Source organism: Agromyces protaetiae (assembly GCF_030866785.1).
GTDB lineage: Bacteria > Actinomycetota > Actinomycetes > Actinomycetales > Microbacteriaceae > Agromyces > Agromyces silvae.
The window spans coordinates 1,256,171-1,270,551 of sequence record NZ_CP133018.1 but is presented as its reverse complement, the minus strand read 5'-3'; the positions used below and the strand labels follow the sequence as shown (position 1 = coordinate 1,270,551).

The 14,381-nt window shown below is 72.2% G+C and carries 13 protein-coding genes; 7 read left to right on the top strand and 6 right to left on the bottom strand.

Annotated features, from left to right (window positions below):
• Positions 1 to 113: 113 nt before the first annotated feature.
• Complete coding sequence (locus QU602_RS05945) at positions 114 to 878, bottom strand: ferritin-like fold-containing protein (RefSeq protein ID WP_308799317.1); 765 nt, start codon at positions 876 to 878, stop codon at positions 114 to 116.
• Positions 879 to 1,011: 133 nt separating this feature from the next.
• On the opposite strand from QU602_RS05945, the gene QU602_RS05940 reads away from it, so the two are divergent.
• Positions 1,012 to 2,502: a DEAD/DEAH box helicase gene (locus QU602_RS05940; protein WP_308799316.1), complete on the top strand. Its 1,491-nt coding sequence runs from the start codon at positions 1,012 to 1,014 to the stop codon at positions 2,500 to 2,502.
• Positions 2,503 to 2,552: 50 nt separating this feature from the next.
• Here the strand turns inward: QU602_RS05940 and QU602_RS05935 are convergent, their stop codons facing one another.
• Complete coding sequence (locus QU602_RS05935) at positions 2,553 to 3,437, bottom strand: PHP domain-containing protein (protein WP_308799315.1); 885 nt, start codon at positions 3,435 to 3,437, stop codon at positions 2,553 to 2,555.
• Positions 3,438 to 3,538: 101 nt separating this feature from the next.
• On the opposite strand from QU602_RS05935, the gene QU602_RS05930 reads away from it, so the two are divergent.
• Both QU602_RS05930 and QU602_RS05925 read left to right on the top strand, forming a co-directional pair.
• Positions 3,539 to 4,576: an endonuclease/exonuclease/phosphatase family protein gene (locus QU602_RS05930; protein WP_308799314.1), complete on the top strand. Its 1,038-nt coding sequence runs from the start codon at positions 3,539 to 3,541 to the stop codon at positions 4,574 to 4,576.
• Positions 4,577 to 4,617: 41 nt separating this feature from the next.
• On the top strand, positions 4,618 to 6,210 hold the full coding sequence (locus tag QU602_RS05925; RefSeq protein ID WP_308799313.1) for an aminopeptidase P family protein: 1,593 nt from the start codon (positions 4,618 to 4,620) through the stop codon (positions 6,208 to 6,210).
• A 6-nt stretch (positions 6,211 to 6,216) separates the two neighbouring features.
• Here QU602_RS05925 and QU602_RS05920 read toward each other — a convergent pair whose 3' ends face one another.
• Entirely contained in the window at positions 6,217 to 6,864 is a 648-nt protein-coding gene (locus QU602_RS05920) for a general stress protein (protein ID WP_308799312.1), read from the bottom strand.
• A 67-nt stretch (positions 6,865 to 6,931) separates the two neighbouring features.
• On the opposite strand from QU602_RS05920, the gene QU602_RS05915 reads away from it, so the two are divergent.
• From QU602_RS05915 to QU602_RS05900, 4 genes are all read left to right on the top strand, one after another.
• Complete coding sequence (locus tag QU602_RS05915; protein ID WP_308799311.1) at positions 6,932 to 8,266, top strand: magnesium transporter MgtE N-terminal domain-containing protein; 1,335 nt, start codon at positions 6,932 to 6,934, stop codon at positions 8,264 to 8,266.
• The gene (locus QU602_RS05910; protein ID WP_308799310.1) at positions 8,253 to 8,789 is read left to right on the top strand and encodes a DUF1003 domain-containing protein; all 537 of its coding nucleotides are present in this window, start codon (positions 8,253 to 8,255) and stop codon (positions 8,787 to 8,789) included. Before QU602_RS05915 ends, QU602_RS05910 begins: the two co-directional genes overlap by 14 nt.
• Complete coding sequence (locus QU602_RS05905; RefSeq protein WP_308799309.1) at positions 8,764 to 9,948, top strand: Mrp/NBP35 family ATP-binding protein; 1,185 nt, start codon at positions 8,764 to 8,766, stop codon at positions 9,946 to 9,948. Before QU602_RS05910 ends, QU602_RS05905 begins: the two co-directional genes overlap by 26 nt.
• Before the next feature lie 115 nt (positions 9,949 to 10,063).
• Positions 10,064 to 10,867 carry a hypothetical protein gene (locus QU602_RS05900; protein WP_308799308.1) on the top strand — a complete coding sequence of 268 codons (804 nt, stop codon included), beginning with the start codon at positions 10,064 to 10,066 and terminating at the stop codon, positions 10,865 to 10,867.
• 94 nt (positions 10,868 to 10,961) lie between these two features.
• On the opposite strand, the gene QU602_RS05895 is transcribed toward QU602_RS05900, so the two are convergent.
• The 3 genes from QU602_RS05895 to QU602_RS05885 are packed head-to-tail and all read right to left on the bottom strand — an operon-like array spanning position 10,962 to position 14,348.
• A complete protein-coding gene (locus QU602_RS05895) occupies positions 10,962 to 11,396 on the bottom strand; it encodes a VOC family protein (RefSeq protein ID WP_308799307.1) in 435 nt (144 codons plus the stop codon).
• A gap of 13 nt (positions 11,397 to 11,409) precedes the next feature.
• On the bottom strand, positions 11,410 to 12,933 hold the full coding sequence (locus tag QU602_RS05890) for a pyridoxal phosphate-dependent decarboxylase family protein (RefSeq protein ID WP_308799306.1): 1,524 nt from the start codon (positions 12,931 to 12,933) through the stop codon (positions 11,410 to 11,412).
• On the bottom strand, positions 12,930 to 14,348 hold the full coding sequence (locus QU602_RS05885; RefSeq protein ID WP_308799305.1) for an MFS transporter: 1,419 nt from the start codon (positions 14,346 to 14,348) through the stop codon (positions 12,930 to 12,932). The genes QU602_RS05890 and QU602_RS05885 overlap by 4 nt, the downstream gene beginning before the upstream one ends.
• Positions 14,349 to 14,381: the final 33 nt, after the last annotated feature.

Below are 14,381 nucleotides of genomic sequence, written 5' to 3'. Positions count from 1 at the left end.
GAGTGTGTTCGTGAACGCGCCCGCGAATCGTGACGGCTTGGGGGCGCTGCGATCGGGGCACGGAGCCCGGGCCACGGCGCGGCAATCGGCCGTGCGCCGCGACGTGACGCGTCTTACGCGGTCAGGCCGAGCGCGTCCATGCGGCGCGTGTGCTCGGCGATGAGCTCGGTGAACACCGGCTCGACGTCTTCGTCACCGCGCCCGGGCGGCTCGGCGGCGCGGAGCGCCGAACGCGCGACGAGCATGGTGTCGCCGACGAGACTCCGGCCCCAGAGCGCGAGACGGTCGGCGAGGCCGGGCTGCTCCGCGATGGCGCGTTCGAGTTCGCGGCGAAGCACATCGCCCGCGCCGCGCTCACCCGCCCCGCGCTCGCCCGCGCCGCTCCCGCGCTCGCCCGCGCCGCGGTCCTCAAGGATCACGCGAACCCGCCCGGCGAGCTCGTGCGGCAGCCCCGCGGCGAGCCGCGCGAAGAAGTCGTCGAGCATGCCCGTCGTGACGTAGATCGTCAGCAACAGCTCGTACCAGTCCGCGCGGGCGACGGCGCCGCGGAACCGGTCGGTGACGGGTGTGAACGGTGCCATGACCTCGACCGGTTCGGCCCCCGCGCGGCGCAGCTCGGCGATGAGCGCATGATGCTTGCGCAGCGCCACGCCCGCGGCCGCCGACAGCCCCTCTTTTGCTCCGAGCGTCGGCGCCGTGCCCACCGCTTTGGCGAGGCTCTCGAACGCCTCGAGCTCGATGTGCGCGGCCTGCCCGAGGAAGGCGACCGGCTCGGGAACGAGCTCGGTGAAGTCGACGCGCGTCAGCGCGGCCGGCGCGACTCGGGGGCGGACCCGCTCGACGTCGCGCGGACCCCGACGACCGGACCACAACACCACGCAGGACAGCATAACGAAGGCGGCATGGCAGTCTCGGTTAGGCTTGACGGGTATGCGCGGGCGATGGAACCGCGCGCCGTGCGCCTGAGGAAACAGCGCGCACTCATGCTTTGCGACACCGACAGGCGGAATCGTGACTTCGTTCACCGACCTCGGCATCGCGTCAGACATCGTCGACGCGCTTGCCGCGAAGGGCATCACCGAGCCCTTCCCCATTCAGGAACAGACCATCCCCCTCGCCCTCTCCGGGCAGGACATCATCGGCCAGGCCAAGACCGGCACGGGCAAGACCTTCGGCTTCGGTCTCCCGCTCATCCAGCGGCTGGGCGACGACCCCGAGCCCGGCGTGAAGGCCCTCATCGTGGTGCCGACGCGCGAGCTCGCCGTGCAGGTGAGCGAAGACCTCGAGCTCGCGACGTCGAACCGTCCGACGAAGGTCGTCTCGATCTACGGCGGCAAGGCCTACGAAGGCCAGATCGAGCAGATCAAGGCGGGCGCGCAGATCGTCGTCGGCACCCCGGGCCGTCTGCTCGACCTTGCGAGCCAGCGTCTGCTGAGCCTCAAGAACGTGCAGGAGATGGTGCTCGACGAGGCCGACAAGATGCTCGATCTCGGCTTCCTCGCCGACATCGAGAAGCTGTTCGCGCAGACCCCGGCCGTCCGCCACACCATGCTCTTCTCGGCGACCATGCCGGGTCCGATCGTCGCGCTCGCGCGCCGCTTCATGTCGAAGCCGATCCACATCCGCGCGACCGACCCCGACGAGGGCCTCACACAGGCGAACATCAAGCACCTCGTCTACCGGGCCCACTCGCTCGACAAGGACGAAGTGATCTCGCGCATCCTCCAGGCCGAGGGGCGCGGCAAGACGATCATCTTCACGCGGACCAAGCGCGCGGCCGCACGACTCGTCGAGGAGCTGAACGACCGGGGGTTCAACGCCGCCGCCGTGCACGGCGACCTGAACCAGGACCAGCGCGAGCGCGCCATGGCCGCGTTCAAGGCGGGCAAGAAGGACATCCTGATCGCGACCGACGTGGCAGCCCGCGGCATCGACGTCGACGACGTCACCCACGTGATCAACCACACCATCCCCGACGACGACAAGACCTATCTGCACCGGGCGGGCCGCACCGGGCGTGCCGGCAAGACCGGCATCGCGGTCACCTTCGTCGACTGGGACGACCTGCACAAGTGGGCGCTCATCAACCGCGCGCTCGAGTTCGGCCAGCCCGAGCCGACCGAGACGTACTCGTCCAGCCCGCACCTGTTCACCGACCTCGACATCCCCGAGGGCACCAAGGGCCGGCTCAAGCCCGCAGCGGCGAAGGCCGCGCCGCCCCGCGCGGCGACCGCCGGTCGCAGCGAAGGCGGTCGCAGCGAGGGCGGTCGGGGCGAGGGCGGCGGCCGGAGCCGCACGCGCCGCCGCACGCGCGGCGGGGCGGACGAGTCGGCGCGCTCCGACTCGTCGACGGATGCCTCGGCGCCGAAGGATCCCGGATCCGGCACCCATGACGGGCAGGGCCGAGAGCACCACGACGGCAACACCGCACCGCGCCGCCGCCGGCGACGTCGTTCGGGTGGGTCAGGCAACGGCCAGGCCGCACCCGCGCAGCAGGGCTGAGCCGCGCCGGTCGCGCCACTCCACCAGCGAGGCGGACCCTTCGTCGCCTGCTACTCGACCGACGGGCTCGGCAGCACGGGCGCCGAACCGGTGCCCTCGGCGACGATGCGGTCGACGACCTCGGCCGCGGTCTGCTGCTCGCCGAGCCGGTTGACCTTGCCGGTGCCGTGATAGTCGCTCGCGCCCGTGATCGCGAGGTCGAATCTGGCCGCGAGGTCGCGCAGGCGGCGTTTCGCATCCGGCCGGTTCTCGGGGTGCTCCACCTCGAGCCCGAACAGCCCCGCGTCGACGAGCTGGGCGAGCCGCGCATCCGAGATGACGCGTTCGGCACCTCGCGTGCCGGGATGTGCGAGCACGGGCACTCCACCCGCGGCGCGGATGAGTCGAACCCCCGTGAGCGGGTCGGGGGCGTAGTGCGGTTGCGCGTATCCCATGCGCGGGTGCAGGATGCCCGCGAACGCGGCCGACCGGTCAGCCACGTGGCCGCGCGCCACCAGCGCATCGGCGATATGCGGCCGCCCGATCGTCGCGCCCTCGGCGGTCTGCGCGAGCACGTCGTCCCAGTCGAGGTCGTAGTCGCGCGAGATCCGCCTGACGATGGTCTCGGCACGCGTCAGCCGCGACTCCCGGATCCGCGCCGTCTCCGCGAGCAGGTCCTCGTCGAGCGGGTCGAACAGGTACCCGAGCACGTGCACGCTGACATATCCCTCGCGCGTGGACAGCTCCATGCCGGGGATGAGCGCGACGCCCGTGCGGTCGACCGCACCGGCCGCTTCGGCCCAGCCGGTCGTCGCGTCGTGATCGGTGAGCGCGATCGCCGCGAGACCGACTTCGGCGGCCTCCGCCATGAGCGCCGCGGGGGTCTCGGTGCCGTCGGACACGACCGAATGGACGTGCAGATCGGCGGCACCGATGAACCGCGGGGCGTCGGGCATCTCTCCATGCTATCGACCGGGAGATCGACGCCGGCACGCCTGCCGGCCACCGCGAACCCGCACGCGGGAGACGTCCAGGCCGGATGGATAGGGTGACCGGGATGCTTGCCCGATTCCTCGCATGGGCCGCTGTGCTCGCGGCGTCCGTCATCGGCGTCGTCCTGCTCTGGCCGCAGGCGTTCGGCCTGCAGAACCAGTGGATCGCCACCCACGTCGTCGCGCTCCGCGGCACCGCCGCGGTCGGCGCCGTCGCCGTCGCCGTCGTCTTCGCGCTCATCGCGATCCCCCGCCGCACCCGGGTCTTCGGCATCGCCATGGCGCTGGTGCTCGCGCTGTTCGCGATCGGCAACGTCGCGATCCTGTCGGCTCGCGGGCTCGGTCAGCCGGCGGATGCCTCGCACGCCGCCGCCGATCCGGTGGACACCGTGACCGTGCTGGCATGGAACACGCTCGGTGAGGTGCCCGACGCGCAGACCATCGTCGATCTCGCGCTGACCGAGGGCGCAGACGTGATCTCGCTTCCCGAGACGACCGCGCCACTCGGCGAACAGGTCGCGATCGCGATGCGCGATGGCGGCCGCCCGATGTGGGTGCGCACGCTCGCCTACGACGAGATCGCGAAGGCGCGTTCCACCACCCTGCTCATCAGCCCCGACCTCGGCGACTACGAAGTGAGCTCCGCGGCCTGGCCCGGGCCGCCCGACAACACGAACACGCTGCCGAGCGTCGTCGCCGACCCGGTCGACGGTGCCGGCCCGCGCATCGTCGCCGTGCACGCGGTCGCGCCGATCCGGTGGGAGCTGCGGAACTGGCGGAGCGATCTCGACTGGATCGCCGAGCAGTGCGCGGGCGAGAACGTCATCCTCGCGGGCGACTTCAATGCCACCCTCGATCACTTCGCGGGTCGCGGTGTCGACGGCGGGGATCTCGGCCGCTGCCACGATGCGGCGCTGGCTGGCGGCGCCGCGGGGGTCGGCACGTGGCCGACCGACGTCCCCGAGTTCTTCGGCAGCCCGATCGACCACGTCCTCGCGACGCCGAACTGGGAGGTCGCGTCGTTCCGCGTCGTCGGCGAGCTGGACCAGGCCGGCAGTGACCACCGCCCGATCGTGACCACCCTCGTCCGCGTCGGCCCTTGACGCCGGTCGCGGGCCCCGCGGCGGGTGCGACAATGGACGACATGTCCGACACTCGTGAGGCGACCGAGGCCGCCGCTCCGTCCGAAGGTGCGACCGAGGCATCCGATCGCACCGCGAACCGATCGACGACGCCCGGTTCCGACCGGTTCAAGGACTATCTCTCGACCGGCTGGGCCGAACGCGACGAGACACTCCCGCCCGCCCGCCCGCAGGCGGCCTACGCCGCCGCCCGGCGCGCCGCGGTGTCCGCCGCGTTCCCCGGTGAGCGCCTGATCATCCCGGCCGGCGACATGAAGCAGCGCGCCAACGACACCGACTACCCGTTCCGGGCGCACTCGGCGTTCGCGCACCTCACCGGCTGGGGCTCCGACGCCGAGCCCGGAGCCGTGCTCGTGCTCGAGCCTCGGGGCGACGACGACGGCGGCACCAGCGACGACGGCGGCCACGTCGCGACCGTGTACTTCAGGGAGCGCGCCGGGCGCGACTCCGACGAGTTCTACGCGAACCCGGCGATCGGCGAGTTCTGGATCGGGCCGAGGCCCTCACTCGCGCATGTGGCGGCCGACCTCGCGGTCGCGACGCGTGACATCGCCGACTTCGGCGACGTGGTCGATCACCTCGACACGACCGCCCTCATCGTCCGCGAAGCCGACCCGGCGATCACCGACCGGGTCGACTACGCCCGGATCCGCTTCGCCACCGACCGGGCGCTCTCGACCAACGCCGCCGACGCGCCGTTCAGCCTCGAGTTCGGCGAGGACCACGAACCAGACGCCGCGTTCGCCCGGGTGCTCTCAGAACTGCGTCTCGTGAAAGACGACTTCGAGATCGCCGAGCTGCGTGCCGCGGTCGATGCGACCGCGCGCGGCTTCACCGAGGTGCTCGCCGAGCTGCCGCGCATCACCTCGGAGGTCCGGGGCGAGCGTGTCATCGAGGGCGTGTTCGCCACTCGCGCCCGACTCGACGGCAACGACGTCGGCTATGCGTCGATCGCCGCGGCCGGGCCGCACGCGACCATCCTGCACTGGACCAGGAACGACGGCGCAGTGGTTCCCGGCGACCTGGTGCTGCTCGACGCCGGCGTCGAGATGGACAGCTACTACACCGCCGACATCACGCGGACGTTCCCCGTGAACGGCACCTTCTCCGACGTGCAGCGGAAGATCTACGAGGCCGTGCTGGACGCCGCCGACGCGGCGTTCGCGATGGTGCGGCCCGGCGCGGTGTCCCGCGACATCCACGCGACGGCCATGCGCGTCATCGCGCAGCGGACCGCCGAGTGGGGCCTGCTGCCGGTCTCGGCCGATGAGAGCCTCGAGCCCGAGAACCAGTTCCACCGCCGGTACATGGTGCACGGCACCAGCCACCACCTCGGCCTCGACGTGCACGACTGTGCGCAGGCGCGCCGCGAGCTCTACCTCGACGGAGTGCTCCAGCCCGGCATGGTCTTCACGATCGAGCCCGGCCTGTACTTCCAGCCCGACGATCTCACCGTGCCCGAGGCGTTCCGCGGCATCGGTGTGCGCATCGAAGACGACGTCCTCGTCACCGAGGACGGCGCCGTCAACCTCTCGGCGGCCATCCCCCGCACCGCCGACGAGGTCGAGGCCTGGGTGCGCAGCGCGCAGCGCTGATCGTCGTCAGCGCTCGGAAGGTTCGTCGCCCGGGGCGGGCAGCCGCTCGCCGTAGCGCGGCGGCTCCGCCGAGGCATCCGTGCCGCGGCGCGCGGCATCCTGCGCCTCGCCATAGGTGCGCGGCTCGCCCTCGTGCGTCGGCGCCGCCGGGGCCGCTGCCACCGGGGCGCCCACGCCCAGCACCTCACGCGCCCGCGCGAGATGCTCGGGTTCGGCGATGATCGCGTACCGGGTCGCGAGCACCTGCATGACCGACGTGAAATCACGCCGGCGCCGGTTGAGCGAATACGAGACCAGCCCGAAGATCATGCCGAACCCCGCACCGATGAGCACCGCCGCGCCGAGGATGCCGAGCCCGGCGCCAGTCGGCGAGAAGATGAAGAACAGCAGCCCCAGGAAGGTGCCGAACCACGCGCCCGAGAGCGCGCCGGCTCCCGCACCGCGGCCCCACGTCAGCTTGCCCGTGATGCGCTCGACCGACGTCAGGTCGGTGCCCACGATCGAGAGCTCGCGCACCGGGAACTCCGCCTTGGCGAGCCGGTCGACCGCCGCCTGCGCTTCCTGATAGGTCTCGAAGCTCGCGACGGTCTCGCCCTTCGGCAGGGTCGGGAACGCCCGGGCTACACGCCCTCGGAACGGCGACTGGCTGGTCATCGGTTCATTCTTTCACGGCCGCCCGTCTCACGGCTGCTTTCAACCCGCTGGGGCTAAGTTGGTAGGTGTGAGCGCCACGAGAGTCTTCGTCGCCCGACTCGCCGGGAGCGCCGTCTTCGACCCCGCCGGGGATCGGGTCGGCCGAGTTCGTGATGTCCTCGTGGTGTATCGAAAGTCCGATCCGCCGCGCGTCGTGGGGCTGATCGTCGAGATCCCCGGCAAGCGGCGTGTGTTCCTCTCGATCGGCCGCGTCACGTCGATCAGCGGCGGTCAGGTCATAACCACCGGGCTGATCAACCTGCGCCGCTTCGAGCAGCGCGGCGGCGAGGTGCGGCTCATCGCCGAGATGCTGGGCCGCAAGGTCGTCTTCAACGACGGTTCGGGCGGCGCCACGATCGAGGACGTCGCGATCGAAGAGCGGGAGCCCGGTGAGTGGGAGGTCTCGCAGCTCTTCGTGCGCCGGCCCAAGGGCGCCTCGCCGTTCTCGAAGGGCCAGTCGGCCTACGTCACCTGGCGCGAGGTCCGTGAGGCGCAGCCGAAGGGCGGTGAGGCGCAGTCCGCCGAGCAGCTCATCGCGACCTACTCGGAGCTGAAGCCCGCCGACCTCGCGAACACCCTGCTCGATCTGCCGCCGCAGCGCCGGCAGGAGGTCGCCGAGGAGCTGCCCGACGACCGGCTCGCCGACGTGCTCGAGGAGATGCCGGAGGCCGACCAGGTCGTGATCCTGGCGGCGCTCGGCGACGACCGTGCGGCCGACGTGCTCGATCAGATGCAGCCCGACGACGCGGCCGACCTTATCGCGCAGCTCCCCGAGGAGCGCGGCGAGCACCTGCTCGAGCTCATGGAGCCCGAAGAGGCCGAAGACGTGCGGTTCCTGCTCGCCTACGGCCCCGACACCGCGGGTGGCCTGATGACGACCGAGCCGATCATCCTGTCGGCCGATGCGACCGTCGCCGAGGGCCTCGCGATGATCCGCCGGCATGACCTGCCGCCGGCACTCGGCGCCGCGGTCTGCGTGACGCTGCCGCCGTATGAGCCGCCGACCGGCCGGTTCCTCGGCATGGTGCACTTCCAGCGGATGCTTCGCTACCCGCCGCACGAGCGGCTCGGTTCGCTCACCGACCAGGGGCTCGAGCCCGTACGCGCCGACACGTCGGCCGCCGAGGTGAGCCGCATCCTCGCAAGCTACGACCTGGTCTCGGTGCCGGTCGTCGACGAGAAGCACCGACTCGTCGGGGTGGTGACGATCGACGACGTACTCGACTACCTCCTGCCAGATGACTGGCGAAGTCATCCCGACGAACACGAGGAGCTGACCAAGCGCGCGACCGCGCGCGCACAGCTCAGCACGGGGAGCATCCCCATTCCGCACGGAAGGAGGGCAGGAGATGGCACGCGCTGACGTCGACGACCGGCGATTCGAGACCCCGAAGGGACTTCGCCGATCCGCGCCCTTCCGCGGATCGGGCGACCGCGACCGGTTCGGTCGCTTCACGGAGTGGGTCGCGCGCGCCATGGGCACGCCGTGGTTCCTGCTCGGGCTCACGCTGTTCGTCATCTTCTGGATGGTGTGGAACACGTTCGCGCCCGAGGCGTGGCGTTTCGACTCGATCGAACTCGGGTTCATCGCGCTGACCCTGGTGCTCTCGCTGCAGGCGTCGTACGCCGCGCCGCTCATCCTGCTCGCGCAGAACCGGCAGGATGACCGCGACCGTGTGCAGATCGAGCAGGACCGGCAGCGCGCCGAACGCAACCTCGCGGACACCGAGTACCTCGCGCGCGAGGTCGTCGCGCTCCGGCTCGCGGTGAAGGACCTGGCGTCGAAGGAGTTCATCCGTGCCGAGCTGAAGGCGATCGTCGAGGAGCTCGACCGTCGCGACGAGGAAGAGGGCGCCGAGCGTGCCGCATCCGCCTCTGCCTCCTGACGAGCTCGAGCGCGCCGTGCACGCCGCGCTGACCGGGGTCATCGACCCCGAGATCCGCAAGCCGATCACCGAGCTCGACATGGTCGCGGGGGTCACGGCCGGCACCGACGGCCGCGTGCAGGTCGGTGTGCGGCTCACGATCGTCGGATGCCCCGCGAGCGACCGCATCGAACGCGACGTGATCGCGGCCGCGGAGTCGGTCGCGGGCGAGGGCAACGCGACCGTCGAGCTCACCGTCATGACGCCCGAGCAGCGCGCCGCGCTCACCGAACGCCTCCGCGGCGGCCGCGCGGCGCGCGGGAATCCGTTCGGACCGGGCACGCTGACGCGCGTGATCGCGATCACCAGCGGCAAGGGCGGCGTCGGGAAGTCGACGCTGACCGCGAACCTCGCGGTGGCGCTCGCCGCCCGAGGACTGTCCGTCGGCTTGGTCGACGCCGACGTGCACGGGTTCTCGATCCCGGGGCTGCTCGGCCTCATCGACGGACACGGCAACGCGGCGCGGCCGACCCGCGTCGACGAGATGATCCTGCCGCCGGTGGCGCACGGCGTGAAGGTCATCTCGATCGGCATGTTCGTCGAACCGTCCGAGCCCGGCGGGCGGTCCTCTTCGGTCGCGGTGGCGTGGCGCGGCCCCATGCTGCATCGCACACTCCAGCAGTTCCTCACCGACGTGTACTTCGGCGACCTCGACGTGCTGCTCGTGGACCTGCCGCCCGGCACCGGCGACGTCGCCATCTCGCTCGGCCAGCTGCTGCCGAACGCGGAGGTCGTCGTGGTCACCACGCCGCAACCCGCCGCGGCCGACGTCGCCGAGCGATCGGGCGTCGTCGCCCGTCAGACGGGGCAGCACGTGATCGGCGTCGTCGAGAACATGGCGGCGTTCACCGGCGCCGACGGCGCCCTCGTCGACCTGTTCGGCTCGGGCGGCGGCGAGGAGGTCGCGCGCCGGCTCTCCGAGGGGCAGGACGTGCCGGTGCCGCTGCTCGCGACGGTGCCGCTCAGCGTCGCGTTGCGCCGCGGCGGCGACGACGGCGACCCGGTCGTCGTGGCCGAGCCCGACGACCCCGCGGCTCGCGCCATCGAAGCGGTCGCTGCGCGGCTCGCGGTGCGGTCGCGCTCACTGCGCGGCCGGCCGCTGGACGTCTCGGTCAGGTGAACGGATGCCCCGGGGCGGCGTTCGCGCGGAACATCCGCCGCGCGGGCGCGGGGCGAAACGTGCCGACGCACGCCGCGTAATCGGTCTGAGCGGCGCGCTCGCGTCGACCGCTCTGGTGCTCGCCGGGTGCGGCGCCCCCGCGGAGGCGCCCGCCGCGCTGCCGGCGGAGGTGACCGCGAGTGTGCTGCAGAGCCGATCCGACGTGGTCGACGGTCGGCTGGTCGTGCAGGTCGACAACGGCACCGACGGTGACCTCACGATCGACCGGCTCGACGTCACCGCGCCCGGGCTCGAAGACGGCATGGTGCTCGACGGCCCGAAGGACCTCGCCGCTGGGAAGTCGATCCAGCTCCGGCTGGATCTCGGGCCGGTGCGCTGCGCGGGCGACGCCGGGCCCGCCACGATCGGTCTCGAACTGCAGACCGCGACCGGTCCGGCGACGGGCTCCCTCGAGGCCGACGATCCCTACGACACGCTGGCCCGGCTGCAGGAGACCGGATGTCTGGCGCATTCGGTCGAGCAGATCGCGACGTTCGCCCTGCCCGACCGGCTTCGCACCGAGGGCACGGGCGAGGCGCAGCGTGCGTGGATCGACATCGCCGTCGAGCCGACGGGCGAGGGTGACGGGTCACTGTCGATCGCCCAGGTGCTCGGCACGACGCTGCTCTCCGCCGAGGGCGGCCTGAACTGGGCGTACACCGCCGAGATCAGCGCCGATGACCCGCCCTCGACCATCGAGCTCCCCGTGCGCCCCGCGCGCTGCGACCAGCACGCGGGCGCCGAAGACAAGCGCGGCACGATCATCCCTCTCGAGATCACCACGAGCGACGGCTGGTCAGGTCTGTACGAGCTCCGCTCCGGCCAGTCCCTCAAGGACGACCTCTTCGCCTACTTCACCGAGCGCTGCCGCCTGGGCTGACAGGTGGCTCGCGTGCGTCGAGTGCCACACCCGGTCGAGCGGTCGCGGATGGCGGGTTCTGAACGATCGGACCCGCCATCCGCGACCGTTCGCGTCAGGGGGTGAGCTTCTGGGCGAGCATGACGATGATGCCGCTCGGGCCGCGGAGGTACGTGAGCCGATAGACGCCCTCGTAGTTCGCGACGCCGCGGAGCGGGTGGCAGCCGTGCTTCGCAGCGATCGCGAGCGCCTCGTCGAGATCGTCGACCGAGAACGCGACGCGGTGCATGCCGATCTCGTTCGGGAGCGTTGGCTCGGTCTCGATCGCGTCAGGGTGGAGGTACTCGAAGAGCTCGAGCTGGCCCTGGCCGTCGGGCGTCTCGAGCACCGCGATCCTGGCATGGTTGCCGTCGAGACCGACCGCCGTGTCGGCCCACTCGCCGCTGATCGTGTCGCGGCCGAGCACCGTGAGCCCGAGGTCGGTGAAGAAGGCGATCGTCGCGTCGAGGTCGCGCACGGCGATGCCGACGTTCTCCAGTCTGATGCCCATGACTGGATGCTACTCAGCCGGGTTCGACGACGCGTGCGAGCAGTTCGACGAGGAGCCGCTCGGCGATCTCGGGAGGCAGCGTCTCCATGAGCGCGAGCACGGGTGCGAGCCGCGCGGGCAGCGCTCCGCCCGCCGAACCCGCGTCACCGTCGAGAAGGCCGAACACGCGCAGCAGCCCGGCCGCGGTGTCGGCGCTCAGCTCGCCCACGTCACCCGACAGTGCGCCGCCGGCGGGCCCGCCGTCGCCGGTCGTGAGCGCGGCGAGGACCGCGGCGCCGTCGACCGGCGGGATGCCGCGCACCTCGTCGGCCGCGCGCACGAGCGCCGGCACGAGCTCGTCGAGCACAGCATCGGTCACCGGCGTCACGGTGAGGTGCGCCGTGCGCGGCAATGGGTCGCCATCGGCCTGGCGGAGGCCGGGCTGCAGTTGCAGCCGCCAGCCGGCTGCGGTTGCGGCATCCGCCCAATGGTGGGGGTCGACACGCCGGCCGGGAGGCATCCGTTCGTCGCTCGCGACCGCCAGCAGCGGACCGACCGGATCGCCCACCACCCGCAATCCTTCGATGCGGCCGACCGCCGCGACCAGCGCGCCGGTCGCGTGCGCAGCACGCGCGGTGAGACGGCGGAAGCCCTCGACGCCGAGCGCCTCGATGATCGCCCAGGCCGCGGCGAGCGGCCCGGCGGGCTTCGACCCCGTCATCGTGGGGTTCACGACCGGATACCCGGGCCAGCGCGTCGTCGCGAAGTACTGCCGGCGCTGCCGGTCGCGGCCGCGCATGAGCAGCACCGAGACGCCCTTCGGCGCGTAGCCGTACTTGTGCAGGTCCGCCGAGAGGCTCGTGACACCGGGCACGCGCAGGTCCCACGGCGGCAGCGGGTCCGGCCAGAATGCGAGCGCGAAGCCGCCGATGCACGCGTCGACGTGCACCGCGACGCCCGCGTCCGCGGCGAGCGCGGCGACCTCGGCGATCGGGTCGAGGGTCGCGAACGGGTACGACGGCGCGCTCACGACGACGAGCGGCACATCGGCGCCGAGCCGGCGCGCGAACTCGTCGACCCGCGGCCGGCCCGTCGCCTCGTCGACCGGCACGAGATCGAGCACGAGCCCGAGGTAGTGCGCGGCCTTGTGGAACGCCGCGTGCACGGTCACGGGCGCGACGAGCCTGGGTTGCCCGGCTCCGCCGGCCGCGACCCACGCGTCCCGCGCGGTCTTCACGGCGAGCAGACAGCTCTCGGTGCCACCGGACGTGACCGATCCGACCACGTCGCCGTTGCCGCCGAGCGCGTCGCGCGCGAAGCCGACGACGCGTGACTCGAGCGCCGCGACCGACGTGAACGTCGTCGGGTCCAGCCCGTTCACGGGCTGCACCAGCCGCGCGGCGTCGGCCGCGAGCTCGTCGAGCTCGGCGAGGCCCGGGTCGTACACATACGAGAGCACCCGGCCGCCGTGCGTGGGCGCGTCGCGCTCGCGCAGCGCGCGCAGCTCGGCGAGGATGTCGGACGGCTCACGGCGGAGGTCGTTCGTGTCGTCGCTCATCGCGTGGCCTCCGTCGTCGTGGGTTCGGCGAGCGCGTCGATGTCCGAGCGGCGCAGCCGGTAGCGGCGCAGCACCGCGAGGCTCGCCACCACGAGGAGGGCCGGCAGGAGGCTGAAGCTCAGCACGATGCCCACGATCGCCGCTGGCCCCTGCTCGACGACCGCCGACCCCGCCGATGACACGTACCCGGTCGCGGCGAGCACGACGGTCAGCAGCGTCGAGCCGAGCGCCATGCCCGCGGTCTCACCCGCGGTCCACACGCCGCTGAAGCTCCCCGCGCGATCGGCGCCGTGCCGGGCCGCGTCGAGCGAGATGACGTCGGGCAGCATCGCCATGGGCAGCGACTGCATGCCCGCGTACGCGGCGCCGGCCACGGCGACGGGCAGGTACACCCACGGGCCCGGCCACAGCAGGAGGAGCACCAGGCTGAACGCGGCGACCGCGAACACGCCGCTCGCGATGGCGAAGCCGCGCTCCTTGCCGAGGCGACGCGCGACCAGGGCCCACAGCGGCGCGCACGCGACCGCGGGCGCGATCAACGCCACGAAGAGCAGGGTCACCGCACCCTCCGAGCGCAGCACCCACGTGGCGACGTACTGCGCACCGGCGAGCATGCCGCCCGTCGCGAGCCCCTGCAGCACGAACGCGCCCAGCAAGGCCCGGAACGGCGCGCTCCGCGCGAGCGCGGCGAAGCCCTCTCGGTATCCGTCGCGGAGACGGCCTCCTGGCGCGGGTTCCGACGTGGCATCCGTGACCGTCGCATCCGCCACGGGGCGCGACCCGCTCGCCGAGCGCCGGCCCGCGGTGGTCGTCGCGACGAGCATGCCCACGCCGATCACGATGCCCGCGATGAGCGCCATCACGAGGTATCCGGCGTGTTCGTCGGCGAACGCGCCGCGGATCTCGGGCCCGCCCGCGCCGAACGCGAGGATCGCGAGCGTGAGCACGACGACCCGCCAGGTCAGCAGGCGCGTCCGCTCGTCATAGTCCGGCGTGAGCTCGGCCGGCAGCGCGAGATACGGCACCTGGAACATGCTGAACGCGGTCGCCGTCGCGAGGAACGCCACGAGGACCCAGACGGCGGATGCCTCGGGCGCGAGCCCTGCAGGCACCGCGAACGTGAGCACGAACCCCACGGGCAGCGCGATCGCGCCGACGACCATCCAGGTGCGACGCGTGCCCGTGCGGGCCAGGGCGCGATCGCTGCGCTGGCCGATGAACGGGTCGATCAGGACGTCCCACACCTTCGCCCCGGTCACGACGAGGCCGGCCACGATGGCGGCCACGCCGAGCGTGTCGGTGAGGTAGTACACGAGGACGAGGCCGGGCAGCGTCGCGAACCCGCCGGTGCCGATCGAGCCGATCGCGTACCTGGCGACGACGCCGCGCCGAAGAGCACGCTCCGTTGCGGTCATGGAGGCAGTGTAGTGGGGCCGACGGCCGAGTGG

Excerpts from the sequence above, each read along its gene's own strand:
- QU602_RS05930 (WP_308799314.1), top strand. The coding sequence starts at position 3,539 with ATGCTTGCCCGATTCCTCGCATGGGCCGCTGTGCTCGCGGCGTCCGTC.
- QU602_RS05895 (WP_308799307.1), bottom strand. The coding sequence starts at position 11,396 with ATGGGCATCAGACTGGAGAACGTCGGCATCGCCGTGCGCGACCTCGAC.
- QU602_RS05935 (WP_308799315.1), bottom strand. The coding sequence starts at position 3,437 with ATGCCCGACGCCCCGCGGTTCATCGGTGCCGCCGATCTGCACGTCCAT.
- QU602_RS05920 (WP_308799312.1), bottom strand. The coding sequence starts at position 6,864 with ATGACCAGCCAGTCGCCGTTCCGAGGGCGTGTAGCCCGGGCGTTCCCG.
- QU602_RS05890 (WP_308799306.1), bottom strand. The coding sequence starts at position 12,933 with ATGAGCGACGACACGAACGACCTCCGCCGTGAGCCGTCCGACATCCTC.
- QU602_RS05885 (WP_308799305.1), bottom strand. The coding sequence starts at position 14,348 with ATGACCGCAACGGAGCGTGCTCTTCGGCGCGGCGTCGTCGCCAGGTAC.
- QU602_RS05925 (WP_308799313.1), top strand. The coding sequence starts at position 4,618 with ATGTCCGACACTCGTGAGGCGACCGAGGCCGCCGCTCCGTCCGAAGGT.
- QU602_RS05910 (WP_308799310.1), top strand. The coding sequence starts at position 8,253 with ATGGCACGCGCTGACGTCGACGACCGGCGATTCGAGACCCCGAAGGGA.